The sequence below is a fragment of the Halopenitus malekzadehii genome, assembly GCF_900108505.1.
GTDB classification, from domain to species: Archaea; Halobacteriota; Halobacteria; order Halobacteriales; family Haloferacaceae; genus Halopenitus; species Halopenitus malekzadehii.
Genome location: NZ_FNWU01000008.1, coordinates 78,605 through 95,786, shown reverse-complemented (window position 1 = coordinate 95,786; position 17,182 = coordinate 78,605). Strand labels below are relative to the sequence as shown.

Annotated in this window: 15 protein-coding genes and 1 pseudogene; 7 read left to right on the top strand and 9 right to left on the bottom strand. The window is 66.6% G+C overall.

The genetic code is table 11. From position 1 onward, the window contains the following. Positions 1 to 391 (bottom strand): annotated as a pseudogene (locus BLW38_RS11680) (RNA-guided endonuclease InsQ/TnpB family protein); the annotation flags it as partial. Between the two features lie 361 nt (positions 392 to 752). Between BLW38_RS11680 and BLW38_RS11675 the strand changes: the two are divergent. Next, positions 753 to 1,517 (top strand): enoyl-CoA hydratase/isomerase family protein, encoded by a 765-nt coding sequence (locus BLW38_RS11675; protein WP_092817403.1) that lies wholly within the window; start codon positions 753 to 755, stop codon positions 1,515 to 1,517. A gap of 185 nt (positions 1,518 to 1,702) precedes the next feature. Here BLW38_RS11675 and BLW38_RS11670 read toward each other — a convergent pair whose 3' ends face one another. The 3 genes from BLW38_RS11670 to BLW38_RS15920 all read right to left on the bottom strand — a co-directional run bounded on the left by BLW38_RS11670 (position 1,703) and on the right by BLW38_RS15920 (position 4,724). After that, positions 1,703 to 3,649 (bottom strand): archaea-specific SMC-related protein, encoded by a 1,947-nt coding sequence (locus tag BLW38_RS11670; protein ID WP_092817402.1) that lies wholly within the window; start codon positions 3,647 to 3,649, stop codon positions 1,703 to 1,705. 156 nt (positions 3,650 to 3,805) lie between these two features. Next, positions 3,806 to 4,420 (bottom strand): rod-determining factor RdfA, encoded by a 615-nt coding sequence (rdfA, locus tag BLW38_RS11665; RefSeq protein ID WP_092817401.1) that lies wholly within the window; start codon positions 4,418 to 4,420, stop codon positions 3,806 to 3,808. 61 nt (positions 4,421 to 4,481) lie between these two features. Beyond that, the gene (locus BLW38_RS15920) at positions 4,482 to 4,724 is read right to left on the bottom strand and encodes a hypothetical protein (RefSeq protein ID WP_143040873.1); all 243 of its coding nucleotides are present in this window, start codon (positions 4,722 to 4,724) and stop codon (positions 4,482 to 4,484) included. Positions 4,725 to 4,855: 131 nt separating this feature from the next. On the opposite strand from BLW38_RS15920, the gene BLW38_RS11660 reads away from it, so the two are divergent. The 4 genes from BLW38_RS11660 (at position 4,856) to BLW38_RS11645 (ending at position 9,533) form a co-directional block, all read left to right on the top strand. Beyond that, positions 4,856 to 6,415: a phosphoenolpyruvate carboxykinase (ATP) gene (locus BLW38_RS11660; RefSeq protein WP_092817400.1), complete on the top strand. Its 1,560-nt coding sequence runs from the start codon at positions 4,856 to 4,858 to the stop codon at positions 6,413 to 6,415. A 173-nt stretch (positions 6,416 to 6,588) separates the two neighbouring features. Further along, positions 6,589 to 8,019: a glycerate kinase type-2 family protein gene (locus BLW38_RS11655; RefSeq protein ID WP_092817399.1), complete on the top strand. Its 1,431-nt coding sequence runs from the start codon at positions 6,589 to 6,591 to the stop codon at positions 8,017 to 8,019. 33 nt (positions 8,020 to 8,052) lie between these two features. After that, positions 8,053 to 8,586 carry an amino acid-binding protein gene (locus BLW38_RS11650; protein ID WP_092817398.1) on the top strand — a complete coding sequence of 178 codons (534 nt, stop codon included), beginning with the start codon at positions 8,053 to 8,055 and terminating at the stop codon, positions 8,584 to 8,586. Then, positions 8,583 to 9,533: a homoserine dehydrogenase gene (locus BLW38_RS11645; protein ID WP_092817397.1), complete on the top strand. Its 951-nt coding sequence runs from the start codon at positions 8,583 to 8,585 to the stop codon at positions 9,531 to 9,533. The genes BLW38_RS11650 and BLW38_RS11645 overlap by 4 nt, the downstream gene beginning before the upstream one ends. 111 nt (positions 9,534 to 9,644) lie before the next feature. Here the strand turns inward: BLW38_RS11645 and BLW38_RS11640 are convergent, their stop codons facing one another. The 5 genes from BLW38_RS11640 to BLW38_RS11620 form a co-directional block, all read right to left on the bottom strand. Beyond that, on the bottom strand, positions 9,645 to 10,328 hold the full coding sequence (locus BLW38_RS11640) for a type I 3-dehydroquinate dehydratase (protein WP_218143060.1): 684 nt from the start codon (positions 10,326 to 10,328) through the stop codon (positions 9,645 to 9,647). A gap of 132 nt (positions 10,329 to 10,460) precedes the next feature. Next, positions 10,461 to 11,750 carry an MFS transporter gene (locus BLW38_RS11635; RefSeq protein WP_092817395.1) on the bottom strand — a complete coding sequence of 430 codons (1,290 nt, stop codon included), beginning with the start codon at positions 11,748 to 11,750 and terminating at the stop codon, positions 10,461 to 10,463. An 86-nt stretch (positions 11,751 to 11,836) separates the two neighbouring features. After that, on the bottom strand, positions 11,837 to 12,502 hold the full coding sequence (locus tag BLW38_RS11630; protein ID WP_092817394.1) for a cytochrome c biogenesis protein CcdA: 666 nt from the start codon (positions 12,500 to 12,502) through the stop codon (positions 11,837 to 11,839). Between the two features lie 11 nt (positions 12,503 to 12,513). Next, positions 12,514 to 13,044: a TlpA family protein disulfide reductase gene (locus BLW38_RS11625; RefSeq protein WP_092817393.1), complete on the bottom strand. Its 531-nt coding sequence runs from the start codon at positions 13,042 to 13,044 to the stop codon at positions 12,514 to 12,516. Position 13,045: 1 nt separating this feature from the next. Beyond that, positions 13,046 to 13,738 carry an SCO family protein gene (locus tag BLW38_RS11620; protein WP_092817392.1) on the bottom strand — a complete coding sequence of 231 codons (693 nt, stop codon included), beginning with the start codon at positions 13,736 to 13,738 and terminating at the stop codon, positions 13,046 to 13,048. A gap of 142 nt (positions 13,739 to 13,880) precedes the next feature. Between BLW38_RS11620 and BLW38_RS11615 the strand changes: the two genes are divergently transcribed. Next, a complete protein-coding gene (locus BLW38_RS11615) occupies positions 13,881 to 14,912 on the top strand; it encodes a deoxyhypusine synthase (protein ID WP_092817391.1) in 1,032 nt (343 codons plus the stop codon). 114 nt (positions 14,913 to 15,026) lie between these two features. Next, a complete protein-coding gene (locus BLW38_RS11610) occupies positions 15,027 to 17,180 on the top strand; it encodes a PAS domain-containing sensor histidine kinase (protein ID WP_092817390.1) in 2,154 nt (717 codons plus the stop codon). Positions 17,181 to 17,182 lie beyond the last annotated feature (2 nt).

Genomic DNA, 17,182 nt, shown 5'->3' with positions numbered 1-17,182 from the left:
CGTTCTGCTTCCACGTCACCGTCGAACGGGGGTGTTCTTCGTGGACGCGACGGCCTTCTTGGTCGTAGTAGTTTGTCTTGCGGTAGCCGGGCGGATTCGCTCGATTATCGGACTGCCTCTTGCCGTACCATGAGTTGAAGGCTTCAGCGAGTTCCTCCAGAACGCGCTGACTGGACTGCGAATGCAATCCTTTGTACTTGTTGTGAGTCTTCAACTCGTCTTTGAGGTCGCCGTGGTCGGGAATCTCACCCGTATCCTCCCACACTTGGCGGGAGTGATAGTTAGCGACGTTCCAGAGCTTGCTGGCCGACCACCCGTGCCGGTCGAGCATCTCAGCCACTTGGCTGTGGTTGAGGATTTTCGCTCGGTGAGTGCGGTGGAGTTCCAGCATTCTGAATGCCCGTATAATCACTTATACTCGAATCTCTTATAGATGTTCGGTTTGAGGACGGTGAAATATCCAGTCGGGCTATCGACGGTGGATTGTGTAGGGGTTGTCGGATTCATCCTGACCCTAAAGGGTCAGGTATTCTCCTCGATGCTGTATAATCGGTACTTATGTACCGAATTCTGAATCAGTCTCGCGTCGGGAGCGGACGCGCGGCGTCGCCGCGCGCCCGAACCGGGTCGTGTCGGGCCGAGGGGATCGACGGCGGCGTCGCGAGGTCGCGAGGTCGCGTGCCGTTTGCCCCGCCTCGATGGGTCCGGCACGTCTGCGAACGCTTTTGAGGCCGCGATCCGACCGTATAGGTATGCAAATCAGCGACAGCGATGGGGTGCGAACGGTGACGTTCGACCGGCCCGACGCGAAGAACGCGTTCACCGAACAGGCCGCACGGGACCTTGCGGAGGCGATATCGGGGACGTCGACGGACGACCACGACGCGATCGTGCTCACGGGGGAGGGCGACGCGTTCAGCGCGGGTGGCGACATTGAGGCGATGGCCGCCCGCGAGGAGACGGCGGCCGAATCCTTCGAGCGCGTACAGGACACGCTCGGGCAAGTCGTCGAGTCAGCGATGACGAGCCCGGTTCCCATCGTCGCGAAGGTGAACGGCGATGCCGTCGGCGCCGGGCTGGCCGTGACCGCGGTCAGCGACTTCGCGTACGCGGCCGAGGACGCCACCTTCGGCTGTGCGTTCGTCCGCGTCGGACTCGTGCCGGACACCGGCGGAACGTTCCTCCTGCCGAAGCTCGTCGGACTGCGGGCGGCGAAACGGCTCGCGTTCACCGCCGACTTCTTCGACGCCGCCGAGGCGGCCGAGCTGGGACTGATCAACGATGCCGTCCCGGCGGACGAGCTCGAGGATACCGTCGCCGACCTCCTGGAGACGCTCGGAAAACGGCCCTCCGAAACGATCGGGCTCGCCAAGCGGGCGATGCACGAAAACCTGGGAACCTACTGGCGGGAAGCGCTCGAACAGGAGCTGTTGACCCAGTCGTTGGCCTACGGAACGCCCGACCACGAGGAGGGCGTCTCCGCGTTCCTCGAGGGGCGCAGCCCCGACTTCTCCTGACCGGCGCTCCCGCCCGCTCCACGGCCGAAACGCGGACCCGATCCCGGCGATCCCCGGATTCGCGATCGAGACACATCAACCGTGAATCAATAATTGTGAACGGACAGGTTCGGGTGATCGATGTTACGAGATGACCGAGCCGATCCCAACCCATCCAGACCGATCCGTCAAGCCGACGCCGGCGGTTAGAACTCCGCGACCGCCGTCGACGCGTCGATGACGGCTTCGGCGTCCTCGGGCAGCAGCGCGACGACCAGGTAGTCGGCGAACTCCTCGAAGTAGTCGATGACGCGCGCGATCCGGTCGGAGTCGATCGCCTCGAGCGAGTCGAACAGCATCACCGGCAGCTCCTCGTAGACCTCGTGAACGAGGTAGCCCGCGAGCGCGAACACGAGGCCGATGACTTCCCGTTCGCTCTCCGACAGATGGTCGATCGTGTCCCGGTAGGTGGTTCCGTCGTCGGCCACGCGGACGATCTGGAGATCGAACGTGCTCTTGGTCACCTTGCGGCGCCCCTCACGGACGTTCCGCGTCTTCCGCTCGATCCATATGCGCTCGATGTTGTCGTACTCGAGCACCTCGAGGACGGACGCCATGTGCTCGTTGAACGACTCGACCGACTCCTCCTCGATCCGGTCGACGCGCGTCCGGAGTTCGGTGAGTTCCTCGGCGATCTCCTCGCGTCGATCCTGCAACGATTCGTGCTGTGCCTCGGCGCTCTCGCGCTCCTCGATCTGGTCGTCGATGTCCTGGAGGTCGGACTCGAGCCGGTCGATCCGGAGGTCCAACTCGTTGGCCTCGCGGTGAAGTTCGAGCACGTCGTCGTACTCCCCGCCGACGGTTTCGGTCTCGTCCTCGAGCTCCTCGACGCGCTCCTCCTGGTCGTCGATCCGTTCCTCGAGGTCCGCGATCCGCTCCTCGGTCGTCTCGATCTCGGTTTCGATCTCCGACAGCCGGCGGCGAGCGCGATCGAGCTCGCGTTCGGTTCGCTCGATCTCGGACTTCTTTGACGTGAGGTCGTTGATCTGCTCCTGCAGCTCGTTGCGCTCGCTGAGCTTCTCGGTGCGGAGGTCACGCAGACGGTCGACGGTCTCCTCGATCCGGTCGGCGTCGACTTCCGACCCACAGGTCCAACAGACCGTCCGATCCGCCTCGGCGACGAGCTGGTCGGTCAGCTCGCCGGTGCCGCCGTCGCCCGCGACGTCGGCCTCCTCGAGATCGAGGCCGTCACCCTCGAGCATCTCCTCGTTGAAGCTGATGACGCTGCCCAGCTGGCTGAGCGTCTCGTTCAGTGCGCGCTGGCGGTTTCGAAGCTCCTCGATGCGTCCCGCAAGCCGCTGTGGGTCCTCATCGGCCGCCTCGGCCTCCGCGAGCCGCGACTCCAACTCGTCGCGTTCATCGGTGAGGTCCGCGAGGGTCGTCCGTTCCGCCTCGAGCTCGAACTCGAGGTCCTCGAGATCCGACCGGGCCTCCCGGAGCCGGTCGAAGGCATCCTCGATCTCCTGTTTCTGTGACCGGCTCTCCTCGAGGCTGACGTCGGCCTCCTCGATCGCCGCCTGCACCTCCTCGCGTTCGGCGCGCGCCTCCTCGAGGTCCGCCTCGATCTCGGTCCGCTCCGTCTCGAGCGACGGCAGCTCGCTTTGGAGGCGCTCGTACTCGTCGATCTGGGAGTCGATGCGCTGTTTCTCGCGTTCGAGCTCCGTGATCTCCGATTCGATGTCCGCTGTGTCGACCGGGCGCATGATGAGCTCGCGAAGGTCGTCGCCGCGCTCGACGGCACGACGAGCCTCGTTGTTCTCGAGCAGGAACGCGAACAGGTCGGCCAGCTGTGGGTCGTCGAGATACGGATCGCCGCCGTAGGAGACCTGATCGCCGTGTCGAGTGAGCGTTCGCGTGTATGTCTCCTCGCCGATCTCCAGATCGACGAACCCCTCGTCGGCGTCGCCCTTCAACGAGGACCGTTCGCTGCCGAGTCCGGCCATGATCGCCTGCAGGAACGACGTTCTGTTCGTCGCGTTCCGACCGCTCAGTACCGTCACTCCGGGTGCAAACGTCAGTTCGTCCGAGTCGATTCCCCCGATGTTTTCAGCCGCCACGCGGACCTCTCGCGCGGGCGTCTCGCGACTACTCATTGGTGGCGTAACGAACGCCTCACTGATAACTGTTCACCTCTTGAACCGTCACAACCGGGGTCGAAGAGCGCTCACAGCGGATCGACGATCCCGACGGATGGTCGATCGGACGGTTTCGATGGGCGGGGCGATCAGGCGATTCCGGCGGACGATCGATCAGGTGGTTCCGGCGTCGCAGTCGCAGCCACCCTGTCGAAGCAGTTCGCTCGCGGTGTAATCGGTACCGCAGTCACTACAGACGACACGGACGTCGACGAACACCTCGTAGTCCCGGTCGGTGAGTTTGTCCCCCGAAACCAACGTCTCGATCGTGGACTCGGTGACGGCCGTGGTCCGTCCCTGCAGCCGCTCGAGCGTCTCGGTCTTCCGTTCGAGCAGGTTCTCAGACCGGTCCGGCAGCTCCGCCTCGCGGTATTCAGTCAAGTACGTATAAATAGCCTGATGGGTGACGAAATCCGAGAGAACCTCGTCAACGTCGACGCCCGAATCCTCGAGGTCACGCCGTTTGCGCATCTCGTCGGCCCGCGGAACGTCGTCGTCGGTGAGCGTTTGATAAGCGCTGTCGATGTCGGTCTCGGCGACCGCTTCGCCAGCCTGCCTGAGCGCGGCCTCGAGAACGGATCGGTTGAACTCCTCGGCCAGATCTCGCAGGCTCGTTCGCTCTCCAGTCGCGCCGGTCCAGGCATCCTCCAGTTCCGCTCCCTTCCCGACCAGGTCGTACTCATCGATGACGCGTGCGACCTTCGTGTTCGGCCGTGATGTCTCGCTCATACCGGCCCGTTCGTTCCGAGAGATTACAAATATATCGGTGTAAAACCGATCGATTAATAATTCAATATAAACCGGTAAAAAATCCGTTATGAACGTAGAATGGACAGATTTCAGATGAGATGGAGCCGTCGTCAAACCCCATCGGCAGGCGCGTGGAGAGCGGATCGATGGTGGTCTCCCAACCGGCGGACCAACGGCCTCCGTCCACCGGACCATCGATCGTCACCAACGAACGATCGCCACCAACCGGACCAACGATCGCCACCAATGAACGATCGCCACCAACCGAACCAACGATCGCCACCAACGAACGATGGCGAACGTACTCCAGAGAGCGAAGGCGGGGCTGTCTCCGGTATGCGAAAAGGTACCGATCGGAACGGGAACGAGGATCCATACAGATTTATGAGTCTGCCTGCGCCCTGTTTAGACACGATGTCCAAGCCACTGATGGCGGCTCGGCACCCATCCTCGGCGCTCCCGGATCCGGAGACAGCCGAGAACGTCATCTACAATCCGTCGCTCGAACGGTTACGATCGTTCTCACGCGACCTCGAAACCACCACGGAGTTCGGGTCGCCCTCGTACGTCAGTCGCGAGCGGTCGCGGAACGCCGACGCGACGACGAACGCGATCGACCACGAGTTCGACGCCGAAGACGAGGAACTCATCGCGGACGTCGTCCAGTTCGCGGCGGACGCCGAGATGGTCTGTCTGGACCGCCAGGTCGGCCGGCATCCGGACAACACCTACGTCTGTCGATTCTACGTCCCGAAGTCGTACGGACGCATCGCGCTGGCCGTCGCGAAGCTGTTCGAACCCGTCGACGGCGATCGTGAGCCCGACTTCTACACCGTCCAGATCCCGGAGTGGGAGGACGTCGCCGTCCGGATCCTGCCGGAGGCCGGTTTCACGGCCATCGTCGGGAGCGATTACACCGGCGAGGCGAAGAAGTCCTTCCTGCGGCTGTTTATGTACTACGCGAAACGGCAGGGCGGGCTGGGGCTGCACGCCGGCAGCAAGCGCGTTCGGCTGCTGACGGAGGACGTCGAGTCGCCCGCCGACGACGTCGGCGAGGCGATCGACGCCGACGATGCCGAGGGGCTCGAGACGATCGGCCAGCTCTTCTTGGGGCTGTCGGGAACCGGCAAGTCGACCCTGACGGCACACGGCCTCTGGCTGGACGAGCCCGAGGACGCGACGATGCTACAGGACGACGTCTGTGCCCTGCTTCCGGACGGATCCGTGGCGGGCAGCGAGGGACAGGGCCTGTTCGTGAAGACCCACGGGCTCGACCGGAAGACCGAGCCCGCGATGTACGACGCGACCACCGACGAGAGCGCGATCCTCGAGAACGTCGACGTCGCCGAGGACGGGACGGTCGACTTCGACAGCGACCGATACACGACCAACGGCCGCGCGATCATTCAGCGCGAGGAGCTGTCCTCGGCCGGCGAGGACATCGACCTCGACACGGTCGATCAGGTCTTCTTCATCACGCGCAACCCCGCGATGCCCCCCGTCGCGAAGCTTACCCCGGAGGAGGCGGCGGTCGCGTTCATGCTCGGCGAGTCGATCCAGACGAGCGCCGGCGACCCCACGGCGGCCGGCGAGTCGATCCGCGTCGTCGGGACCAACCCCTTCATCGTCGGCTCGGAGGGCGAGGAGGGCAACCGATTCCGCGACCTCATCGCCGACCTGGACGTCGACTGCTACGTGCTCAACACCGGCAGCGTGGGCGACGTCGACGTCGGCGTCGAGGACACCATCACGCTGCTGCGGTCCATCGCGCGCGGGACCGTCGAGTGGACGACCGACGAGGCGACGGACCTGACGGTTCCCGCGGCGGTTCCCGGGATGGACGTGAGCCGGTTCGACGTCGCGAGCACCCTGGAGAACCACGAGGAGCGGCTCACCGAGCTTCGGCGGGAACGCGAGGAACACCTCGCGCAGTTCTCGGACCTCGACGACTCCATCGCCGACGCGCTCTATTGAGCGCCCGGATTCGAGCCGGAGCGGAAGCGGGCCGAAGCGGAAGCGGGCCGAAGCGGAAGCGGGCCGAAGCGGAAGCGGGCCGAAGCGGAAGCGGGCCGAAGCGGAAGCGGCAACGAGGCTCGACGGACATCGATCGCGGCAATCCTTTTGGCCGTACGCGCCACAGCCACGCTATGTTCGATCCGACGCCGGCGGCTGCCTCCGAACCCGGAGCTACGGCCGTCGCGGCGATCGCGGACGGGATCGACGCCGCCCGTCCCGAGACGGTCGTGGACGAGACAGTCTCCGTCTCGACGGACACGCTCCGGGTCGGGACGGATCGATACGACCTGGCCGCATACGACGAGGTGATCGTGCTCGGCGGCGGGAACGCCGCCGGCCGGCTGGCCGGCGCTCTCGCCGACCGGCTCGGCGACGGACTCGACGGCGGGGTAGTCGTGACGGACGAGCCGGTTCCCGCGGGGCCGATCGAGGTCGTCGAGGGAACCCATCCCGTCCCGAGCGAGGCGAACGCTGCGGGGACGCGCCGCCTCCGCCGCCGAGCACGCGATGCCGATGAGGGAACGCTCGTCTTGGCGCCGCTCACCGGCGGCGGCAGCGCGCTGTTGACCGCCCCGGCAGAGGGGATCACGACCGACGAACTCGCGTCCCTGACCGATGCCCTTCTCGAGAGCGGCGCGCCGATCGAACGGATCAACGCGGTCCGAAAACACGTCTCGGCGATCAAGGGCGGCCGGCTTGCCCGCACGCTCGCGCCCGCGACGACCGTCGGCCTGCTCATCAGTGACGTAACCGGCGACGATCCGGCGGTCGTCGCGAGCGGGCCGCTCGCGGCCGATCCGACCACGTATCGCGACGCGCTCGCGGTCCTGACGGAGTACGGCGTCGACGCCCCCGACTCGGTCCGCCGACTGCTCCGCGCCGGGATCGAAGGGGACCGCCTCGAGACGCCGACGCCGGCTGATCCGGCGGTCGCCGCCGCATCGATCCACGTCCTGGCGACCAACCGGACCGCCTGTGCCGCCGCCGCCGAGGCCTGCGAGACGGCCGGATTCGAGACGCTGTTGCTCTCCACGTCGGTCCGGGGCGAGGCGCGTGAGGCCGCGAAGACGCACGTCGCCATCGCCGAGGAGATCCGTCAGTCGGGCGAGCCGGTCTCGCCCCCGGCCGCGGTCGTTTCGGGCGGTGAGACGACGGTCACGGTCGACGGCGACGGGAGGGGCGGCCCGAACGGGGAGTTCGCGTTGAGTGCCGCGATCGAACTGACGGACCGGGCGACGGTCGCCACGGTCGCCACGGTCGACACGGACGGGATCGATGGCCCGACCGACGCGGCGGGCGCGATCGTCACCGAGGAGACGGTTCCGGATGACGGGACGACCTCTACCGATGGGACGGACGGCATCCTCCGGGAGGCCCAGGCGCGACTGGCCGACAACGATGCGTTGCCGTTCCTCGATCGACGCGACGCGTTGCTCGTCTCCGGACCGACGGGGACGAACGTCAACGATCTCCGGGTCGTGATCGTCCCGGCGGCGTCGTCCACGCCCGACGATCCACCGGAAAGTCAATACTTATACGAGTCCCACGACTGGTCCCGATAATGAGCGCCTTCGCGAACGGACGGTGGTCGATCGATGAGTGACTCCCAGAACGACATCCGGGCGTACACCCTCCGGCTCGAGCTCGTCGACGAGCCGGGCGAGCTGCTCCGGTCGCTCCAGCCGATCGCGGACAACGGCGGTAACCTCCTGTCGATCTTCCACGAACGCGGGAACGTCACGCCGCGCGGGCACGTCCCCGTCGAGGTCGACATCGAGGCCACCCCGGACCGCTTCGAGAAGATCGTGGACGCGCTCCACGATGCGGGGATCAACGTCGTGCAGGCGGGCACGGAGCGCTACAGCGAGGGCCTGACGATCGTGCTGTCGGGGGACGTGATCGAGACGGACCTCTCGGACACGCTCTCGCGGATCCAGGCGTCGGCGAACGCCACCGTGACCGACCTCTCGCTGTCGGCGCCGGAGGGCACCGCCGACACCTCGAGTGCACGGCTCGACATCGCGGCCGAATCGGGCGCGACCGACTCCGTGCTCGAGGGGATCCGCGAGGTCGCCGAGGAGAAGGACCTCCGTCTCATCGAGCCGCTCACCACGGGAGGCGACCGATGAGGCTCGCGGTGATGGGAGCCGGCGCCGTCGGCTCCTCGGTCGTCGAGCTCGCCGGCGAGTACGGTCACGACGTGACCGCGTTCGCGGACTCCCGGAGCGCCGTCGTGGACGCCGACGGCATCGACGCGCCGACCGTCCTCGAGCGCAAGGAGCACGAGGGAGTCGTCGGCGACGCGGACCCGGAGGAGGCGCTTGCAGCCACCTACGACGTCCTCGTGGAGGCGACGCCGACCACGCTCGGCGACGCCGAGCCGGGAATGTCCCACGTCGAGGCCGCTCTGCGTCGCGACCGACACGTCGTGCTGGCGAACAAGGGGCCGGTCGCCGAACGCTACGGCGACGTTCGCGAGCTGGAGGCCGACAGCGAGGGGCGGGTCCTCTTCGAGGCGACCGTCGGCGGCGCGATGCCCGTCCTCTCGACGATCACCGACATCGGCCCGGACCACATCACCGCCGTCCGGGGCGTGCTCAACGGCACGGTGAACTTCGTGCTCTCGCGAATGGCCGCCGAGGGGCTCGATTACGAGCACGTCCTCGCGGAGGCACAGGACATGGGCGTCGCCGAGACGGACCCGTCCTTCGACGTCGAGGGAACGGACACCGCGCTGAAGGGGGTCATCCTCGCGAACGTCCTCGCGGACGGACGCGAGTACACCCTCGCGGACGCGGACGTCGAGGGGATCGTCGACATCCCCGGCAGCGTGCTCGAGTTGGCCCGTGAGGACGGGCGTACCGTTCGGCTGATCGTCGAGGTTCGTGCGGGTGAGATCCGCGTCGGCCCGCGGCTCGTTCCCGAGAACGCCGCGCTCGCGCCGACCGGGACGACGAACGCGGTCCAACTGGAGACCGAGCACGCCGGCCAGCTCAACGTCTCCGGTCCGGGCGCCGGCGGCCCGGAGACGGCGAGCGCAATCCTCGCCGACGTCGACCGACTCGCGCACGAATAGAGGCCGAGGTCACGCACGCTCGCGGCGGATCGATCCGCCTGTCGTCGCCGCACTCGGCGCGTTCACCGCCACGATCGACGGCGATCGGTCGGCGACGAACGATCGGCGCTATCAATCCGATCGCGGGCGCTCGGGCGGTGCGGCGTCCGTTCCGTCGAGCACCGCGGGAACGTCGCCGGCATCGAACGTCGCATCCTCCACGCGCGTGGACTCGATGAGCGCGGCGAGCTGCCGCAGCGGGATCTGTCCTGGCGCGTAGTCGGCGTCGTCGTCGACGAGCGGCGCGTATCCGAGTTTCGACCCGTAAACGTGGGCGATCACGCGGACGTGGCTCCCGAGTTCGCCCATCGCGATCCCCGCGACGGATCGACCGGCCGCGGTGGCCGCGCGGACGACCTCGAGCACCGTGAGCGTGTCCGAGAGGTCGGATGGGAACGTCGCGACCTTGGCGACGTCGCCGTACTCGGCACATTCGGCGACGATCGCCGCGAGTACCTCCTCGTCGGGCGTCGACTCGAAGTCGTGGTGGGAGACGACGACGTCGACGTCGTTCGCGCGGAGGTCGTCGACGATCCACGAGGTGCCCCGGGCCGTCTCCAACTCGAGGTCGACGAGGGCGACGTCGTCGAACCGGGAGGCAGCAACGAGAGTGTCGAGGCGGCCGTCGTCGTCGGCCGTCCCACCGAACCAGCGGTTTCGGTTGGTGGCGAGGATCGGCAACTCGCCGTCGTAGGCTGCGAGCTGGTCGATCGGGTCCGTGGCCTTGTCCATCCGGAACTCGACGAGGTCGGCCACGTCCCGCGCGTCCGCCTCACGCGACAGGTCGCTGGTCGTGGCCGCGAGGGCGAACTCGTCGAGAGTCATACTCCGCCGTAGTTCGTATCCAGGTATAAATGTTGGTTCCATCGGCGGATCCCCGGATCGGTCTCACGCCGCCCGTTCCGGGGACGGGTCGCTCGGGGGGATCCGGAGCGCGAGGAGGGCGGCGACCGCGGCCACGACGGCCACGAGCAGGAAGGCCTCCGAGAAACGGTCGGCATCCGCAAACACTCCGATCACCGTCGGCACACCGGCGCCGACGAGCATGTAGCCGGTCCGGAGCAGTCCCAGGCCGGTCCCCTGGACGTCGTCCGGAAAGGCGCCGGTGAGCGCGGTCAACGTGATCGTCGAGTAGCCGAGGATCACGCTGGCGAGGGCGGTGACGCCGGCGACGGCGAGCAGTCCCTCCACGGCGGTCAACAGCACGATCGCGACCGCACCGACGCCGAGGACGACCGGCAGCGTTCGGCGGATCCCGTAGCCGTCGTAGGCGGAGCCGGCCGCCAGCTTCGAGACGATCCCCAGCCCGAAGAAGCCGCCGAACAGCGCGGTGGCGGTCGGCTGGGCGATCGACGTCTCCGTCACGACGTACGTCGGGTAGAAGGCGGTGAACCCCTGCCAGGAACAGTACCCGAGCAGCTGTATCGTGGCCACCCGGCGCACCGCCGGCTCGCGAAGCACCGCGACGAGCCGCCGAGCGGTCGTCGCGATCCCGTCGGTGGGCTCGGCGTCCGCGGTCGTCTCCCCCGTCTCCGCCGTCCCGGAGCCGTCGGCGGCGACGGCATCGCTCCGTCCGTCGTCGGGAACAACGAGCTGGATCCCGACCGCGGCAAGCAGGAAGCACGGGACGGCGAGGCCGAGCCCGACCTCCCAAGCGATCGTCACGGCGAGAACGCCCGCGATCGGCGGCAGCAGGGCGTTCCCGAAGTCGCCGGCGGCCATCGTCGCGCCGATGGCGGTTCCCGCCCGGTCGTCGAAGTTGCTCGAAAGGATCGTGAACCGGGCGACGCCGTACAGCGACGTCGCGAGCCCGAACAGCACCGTCGCACCGAAGAGCACGACCGTCGAGCCCGCCAGAACGACGAGCGAAAGCGCCGTCGCCGACACCGCCGTGCTCGCCACGAGGACGCGACCGCCGCCGAGGCGGTCGTCGAGCATCCCGCCCGGTAGCTGCCCGATCGCGTAGGCGAGCCACAGGGCCGTGACCAGCAGGCCGGCAGTGGTGAGATCGAAGCCGTACGTCGCCCGTAGCTGCGGGAGGATCGCGGGGTACACCATCCGGACGCCGATCGAGAGGAACCAGCCGCCAGCGACCGCGGCGAGGATCCCGCCGCGGCCGTCGGAACGCAGCTCCGCCGCGACCGCGCGGAGTTCGGTCGCTCGGTCACGAACGGTCATTCATCGGGGCTCCTCGACGGGCGACACTATATCCATCGGTCCGGGCGATCGGTTCCGGAAGTCGGTCGGAGCGCCGCGTCCCGCGATCAGTACACGACGATCGCGAGGTATATCTGTCCGATCCCGGCGATCACCATCACGACGCCGGCGATCTGTTTCAACCGTCCGGAGTAGGCCATCAGTCGGCCAGCGTTCGTGAGCAATCCCATCCCCGTCGCGACGGTGGTGGCCACGAGCAGCACCGCGACGACTCCCGCATACGTCGCGAGGACGATCAGGGCCATCTCCGAGGGGAGCGCGATCGCCCGTGCCACGACGCCGAGGAATATCGGCGCGACACAGCCCGCACCGGCGAGCGCGTAGCCGGCGCCGAACAGGCCGAACCCGAGCACGCTCGATCGGCGCTTCGGCAACGGGATCGACAGCGAGGGCGCGCGTCCCGCCACGACGAGGAGGCCGAAGACGACGAGCAACCCCCCAACGAGCGACTCGAAGACCGTGAGGTTCGAGATCGTCGAGTGCCCGATCCGGACCGTCGCGCCCGCAAGCACCGCGAAGGTCGCGAGCACGCCGATCCCGGCAGCGATCCCGCGCGTGCTCGCCCCCGCGATCGACACCGAGTCGGCGTCCGCCTGGTTCACGTAGAACCCCACGTAGCCGGGTAACAGGGGATACGCGCACGGCGAGAAGAACGTCGCGACCCCGGCGGCGACTGCGAAGGGCAGGTTCGTGGCGATCGAGGCGTCGGTCATTGCGGGATCACTTATAAGATGGTCTCGATGCCGTCGAGCAGTTCATCGGCGGTGTGGACGCCCGACTCTGACCATTGAACGCGGCCGGTATCGTCGATCGCGACTGCAGTGGGGATCCGCGGGCTGACGCCCAGACTTGAGGAGAGTTCGATGGACGGATCGGCGCCAAGTAGCCAATCGCCGTTATATTTTCGCCACCACTCAACGATCGTTTCCTCAGCAACGGACTCACCCACTGCCTCGGTTGTCACCGAAATGAATAGCACGGAGTCGTCTACGCGATCGTTTGCTTCCGCGAGAGCGGGCATCTGTTCGACACACGGGTCACACCACGTCGCGAAAAAGTCGACAAAGGTCGGTCGATCTGTCGCCGGAATCGTCACTTCCCCATCACGGCTTCCCGGCGCATCGATCGTGTTGAGCGTCACGGGATCGGCTGGTTCGACGTCGGAACGACGTGAGAGACCCCCCGTTATCGAAAGCCCTGCACCAGCGAGCGTACCCACACTTGCGACTCCAGCGAGGACGTGGCGGCGTTGCATGTTATTGGTTTAGAACTCGTGTGAAGTCTTCTTCGACCCGTTCGATCGAAATGGCTTTTCCGCCCGGGTAGACACGTTCGATGATACCCTGTTTGTTAACAAGGAAAATGTATCCAAGGTGGGTGAATGTATATTCGAGACTCTCTTGGTAGTCGTGATCATACACTTTCTTCGTCGCCAATCCGAACTGTTCCCTGATGAGGGATTGACTGGCTTCGAAACTTTCGGGCCGGAGGAAATGCCAATTGCCTGCATCAAGATTCACATTCATCCGATCGGCATATTCGCGGAGTACCGCAGCAGTATCACGTTCCGGATCGAAGGTGATAGGGAGGAATGCAGCTTCATCAGCGGCTCCCTGCTCCGATGCGACGATCTGTGCTCGTCGTAGATAGCGAATGAGTGCGGCGCAAATCCCATCAGGACAGTGCGTATAAAAGAACGTCAGCAATACGGCGCGGTCGCGTTCGTCGAAGATCCTCTCGGTCGAGATCTCCTCACCCGCGATCGGGTCGGGAAGCGTCACCGCGGGGAGCTCGTCGCCGTAGCTCGGGTGGGACGCCTCACTCAGGTCCTGCTCGGGCGGGCCGAGGACGGTGTTTTCGTTCCCGAATCCGGGCACCGATCCGAGACAGCCGGCGGTCCCGACGACGCCGGCGCCCGCAAGCGATCGTATATAGTGACGCCGATCCATACCCGTGGTTACGTCCCGATATATAAATGCCCCGCGCTGATCGTCAGCGCATGCGAACGGCCGTTGGGCTGTGGGATGTGCTCGCGTGACGATCCGGATTGGAACCCGATCGATTCAAACCCGTCGGGGCGTATGCGTCCGTATGGACGACGACGACGCCCAGACGGGCGATTCTCACGCCGACGATCACGAGGGCGATTCCCCCGACGAGGAGACCCGGGACAACGTCGTGCCGGGCAGCGAGGAGGAGCTGTCCACGCCCGACGTTCGCGGGCCGGACTTCCGCGGCGACCTCGACATCGGCGAGCTGCTCGAGACGTACGCGACGACCGGCTTTCAGGCGACTCACCTCGCCGAGGCGATCGATATCGCCGAGCGGATGCAGGAGGATGACGCGACGGTGTATCTCACCTTCACCTCGAACATCATCTCCTCGGGACTGCGAGAGACGGTCGCGTACCTCGTCCGGGAGGGCTACGTCGACGTGCTCATCACGACCTCGGGGTCGCTGACCGAGGACATCATCAAGACGGCCAAGCCGTTCAAGATGGGCGAGTGGGACGCCGACGAGGCCGAGCTCCGCGAGCGCGGGATCAACCGGCTCGGGAACATCTACGTCCCCTCCGACCGGTACGTTTGGCTCGAGGAGTTCCTCTACGACTTCTTCGACGACTTCTTCGCCGAGCAGAAGGTCCGGACGCCGACGGCCTTCGCCCGGGAGGTCGGCCAGACGCTCGAGGACGACGACTCCGTGTTGAAACAGGCCGCGGACAACGACGTTCCCGTCTACTGTCCGGCCCTGACCGACGCCGAGGTCGGCAACTTCCTCTACTACTACCGGCAGGGCTACGACTCCGAGATCGGCATCGAGATCCTCGACGACTACGACTCGCTGATCGAGGACGGCCTCCTGGCGGGGAAAACCGGGCTCATCGCCGTCGGCGGCGGGGTGCCGAAACACCACGCGATCATGACGAACCTCTTCCGCGGCGGCGCCGACTACGCCGTCTACATCTCCACCGGGATGGAGGGCGACGGATCGCTGTCCGGCGCGCCACCCAACGAGGCGGTCTCCTGGGGGAAGATCAAGGACGAAACCGAGACGAACTACACGCAGGTCGAGGCCGAGGCGACGCTCGTGTTCCCGCTGCTGGTGGCTGGCGCGTTCGCCTGACACCACACTGAGACGTCCCGCAACCGGACCGACCACGCATCCCGCAACCGAAACGGACCGACAGTCGAAAGGACTACAAGCCGACGACTGCCTTGAACGGTAAAACGAGACACGATGGACCGATCCGAGACGACGCGGCTGTTATCCGCGGCGCTGATAGCCGCGCTCGGAGTCCTCCTCGCGAGCATCTTCACGGTCGACGTCTACCAGGACGTGATCCTCGAGGGGAACGCACTGTGGACGGCCCTACTCGAGAACAGCGTCCCGTATCTGTTGAGCGCCGCCATCCTGGCCGCCGGACTGTGGATCGGCGTGATGGACGACGGCGTCGACGGCGGCAGGATCCTCCGATGGACGGTCCTGAGCCTCGGCGGCGCGCTTGCGCTTGCGGCCTGGGTCTACCTCATCCAGCGGTCCCAGGGGAAGATCAAACCACGGATCATCGTCGCACAGCTGTCGGCTGCCGCGATCCTCGGCGGGATCGTGATCGGCGTCTACAGCGACAGACAGCGGCGGCGACAGCGTGAACTCGCGGTCGAAAAGTCGCGGCTCGAAGCCCTCTTCGAGAACACCTCCGATGCGGTCTCCCGGATCGTCTTCACGGACGGTGAGCCGATCGTCGTCGACGTCAACCCCGCCTTCGCGGAGACGTTCGGATACACCGCCGGGGAGGCCCGCGGCCGGTCGTTCGACGAGTTGTTTCCGGACACACGCTCGACCGACGACCTCTCGCAGTTTCGCGAGCACGCCCGACGGCGAGAGCGGTACGAGACTGAGATCGAACGCGAGCGGGCCGATGGAACGACCGGCGTCTTCGTCGTCCGGTTCGTTCCGCTGTCGGACGGCGTCGTGACCGCCGACGGGTTCACCGTCTACACCGACATCACCGAAACGCGGCGGTATGCGGATCGGCTCGACGCGCTCCACGAGGCGACCCGCGACCTGATCGACGCGGGGACGCGCGAGGCGGTCGCCGACCGCGGTGTCGACGCCGGAGCGACCCTGCTCGATCTCGAAATATCGGGGATCTACTTCCACACGGAGACGGCCGAGGGTCCGGCGTTGGAGCCGATCGCCGTTACCGAGGGCGCCAGGCGGACGTTTGCGGAGATCCCGACCTTCGAACCCGGGGAGTCGCTCGCGTGGCGGGCCTACGAGTCCGGGTCCGTGGTCCACTTCGATGACGTCCGAACCGCCGACCGTCTCCACAACTCCGAGACACCGATCCGCAGCGAGCTGATCGTTCCCCTCGGCGATCACGGGGTGTTCATCGCGGGGTCGACAACGGTCGACGACTTCGACGAGGCCGACGTCGCGCTGGCGCGGATCCTCGGCGCAAACGTTCGGAGCGCCCTCGACGGCGCCCGACGCGAACAGAAGCTGCGGGCCCGCGAGCGCGAGCTGGCCGAGCAGAACGCCCGCCTCGAGGAGTTCACGAGCATCGTCAGCCACGACCTCAGGAATCCGCTCAACGTCGCGACCGGCTACCTCGAACTCGCCGAGGCCGGCGACGCCGCGGCGATCGAACACGTGGAGACCGCGCTGGGCCGGATGGAGCAACTCATCGACGATCTGCTGACGCTCGCTCGGCAGGGCGAGTCGATCGGCGAGACCGAACCCGTCGACCTGAACTCCGTCGCACGCGAAGCCTGGACGACGATCGATGGCGGTGACGCGCGGCTCTCGGTCGAGACGGACGCGACGGTCCAGGCTGACCGCGACCGGCTCCAGCAGCTGCTCGAGAACCTCCTCGGCAACGCGGTCGAGCATGGCTCGACCAGCCCCCGCTCGCAGGCTCGCGAGGACGCCGTCGGAGCTTGCTCCGACGAGCCCTCCCTCGCTGACGCTCGCGAGGACGCCGTCGGAGCTTGCTCCGACGAGCCCTCCCTCGCTGACGCTCGCGAGGACGCCGTCGGAGCTTGCTCCGACGAGCCCTCCCTCGCTGACGCTCGCGAGGACGCCGTCGAACCCGGCGGCGACGCCGTGACGATCACCATCGGCGACCTCCCGGACGGGACGGGATTCTACGTGGCGGACGACGGCCCGGGGATCCCCGAGGACGAACGCGAGACGGTGTTCGAGTCCGGCTATACGACCGCCGAGGGCGGAACCGGATTCGGCCTCGCCATCGTCGCGGAGATCGTCGACGCCCACGGCTGGGAGATCGACGTGACCGACGCCGAGGAGGGCGGCGCACGGTTCGAGATCACGGGCATCGTGCCCGCCAGTAACGAAAGCGTGGACGACGAGTCATCGGACGTCGAGTGACG

What these genes read in the sequence shown, in the direction of transcription:
- BLW38_RS11675 (WP_092817403.1), top strand. Translation starts at nt 753, where the DNA reads ATGCAAATCAGCGACAGCGATGGGGTGCGAACGGTGACGTTCGACCGG.
- BLW38_RS11670 (WP_092817402.1), bottom strand. Translation starts at nt 3,649, where the DNA reads ATGAGTAGTCGCGAGACGCCCGCGCGAGAGGTCCGCGTGGCGGCTGAA.
- rdfA (WP_092817401.1), bottom strand. Translation starts at nt 4,420, where the DNA reads ATGAGCGAGACATCACGGCCGAACACGAAGGTCGCACGCGTCATCGAT.
- BLW38_RS11660 (WP_092817400.1), top strand. Translation starts at nt 4,856, where the DNA reads ATGTCCAAGCCACTGATGGCGGCTCGGCACCCATCCTCGGCGCTCCCG.
- BLW38_RS11655 (WP_092817399.1), top strand. Translation starts at nt 6,589, where the DNA reads ATGTTCGATCCGACGCCGGCGGCTGCCTCCGAACCCGGAGCTACGGCC.
- BLW38_RS11650 (WP_092817398.1), top strand. Translation starts at nt 8,053, where the DNA reads ATGAGTGACTCCCAGAACGACATCCGGGCGTACACCCTCCGGCTCGAG.
- BLW38_RS11645 (WP_092817397.1), top strand. Translation starts at nt 8,583, where the DNA reads ATGAGGCTCGCGGTGATGGGAGCCGGCGCCGTCGGCTCCTCGGTCGTC.
- BLW38_RS11635 (WP_092817395.1), bottom strand. Translation starts at nt 11,750, where the DNA reads ATGACCGTTCGTGACCGAGCGACCGAACTCCGCGCGGTCGCGGCGGAG.
- BLW38_RS11630 (WP_092817394.1), bottom strand. Translation starts at nt 12,502, where the DNA reads ATGACCGACGCCTCGATCGCCACGAACCTGCCCTTCGCAGTCGCCGCC.
- BLW38_RS11625 (WP_092817393.1), bottom strand. Translation starts at nt 13,044, where the DNA reads ATGCAACGCCGCCACGTCCTCGCTGGAGTCGCAAGTGTGGGTACGCTC.
- BLW38_RS11620 (WP_092817392.1), bottom strand. Translation starts at nt 13,738, where the DNA reads ATGGATCGGCGTCACTATATACGATCGCTTGCGGGCGCCGGCGTCGTC.
- BLW38_RS11615 (WP_092817391.1), top strand. Translation starts at nt 13,881, where the DNA reads ATGGACGACGACGACGCCCAGACGGGCGATTCTCACGCCGACGATCAC.
- BLW38_RS11610 (WP_092817390.1), top strand. Translation starts at nt 15,027, where the DNA reads ATGGACCGATCCGAGACGACGCGGCTGTTATCCGCGGCGCTGATAGCC.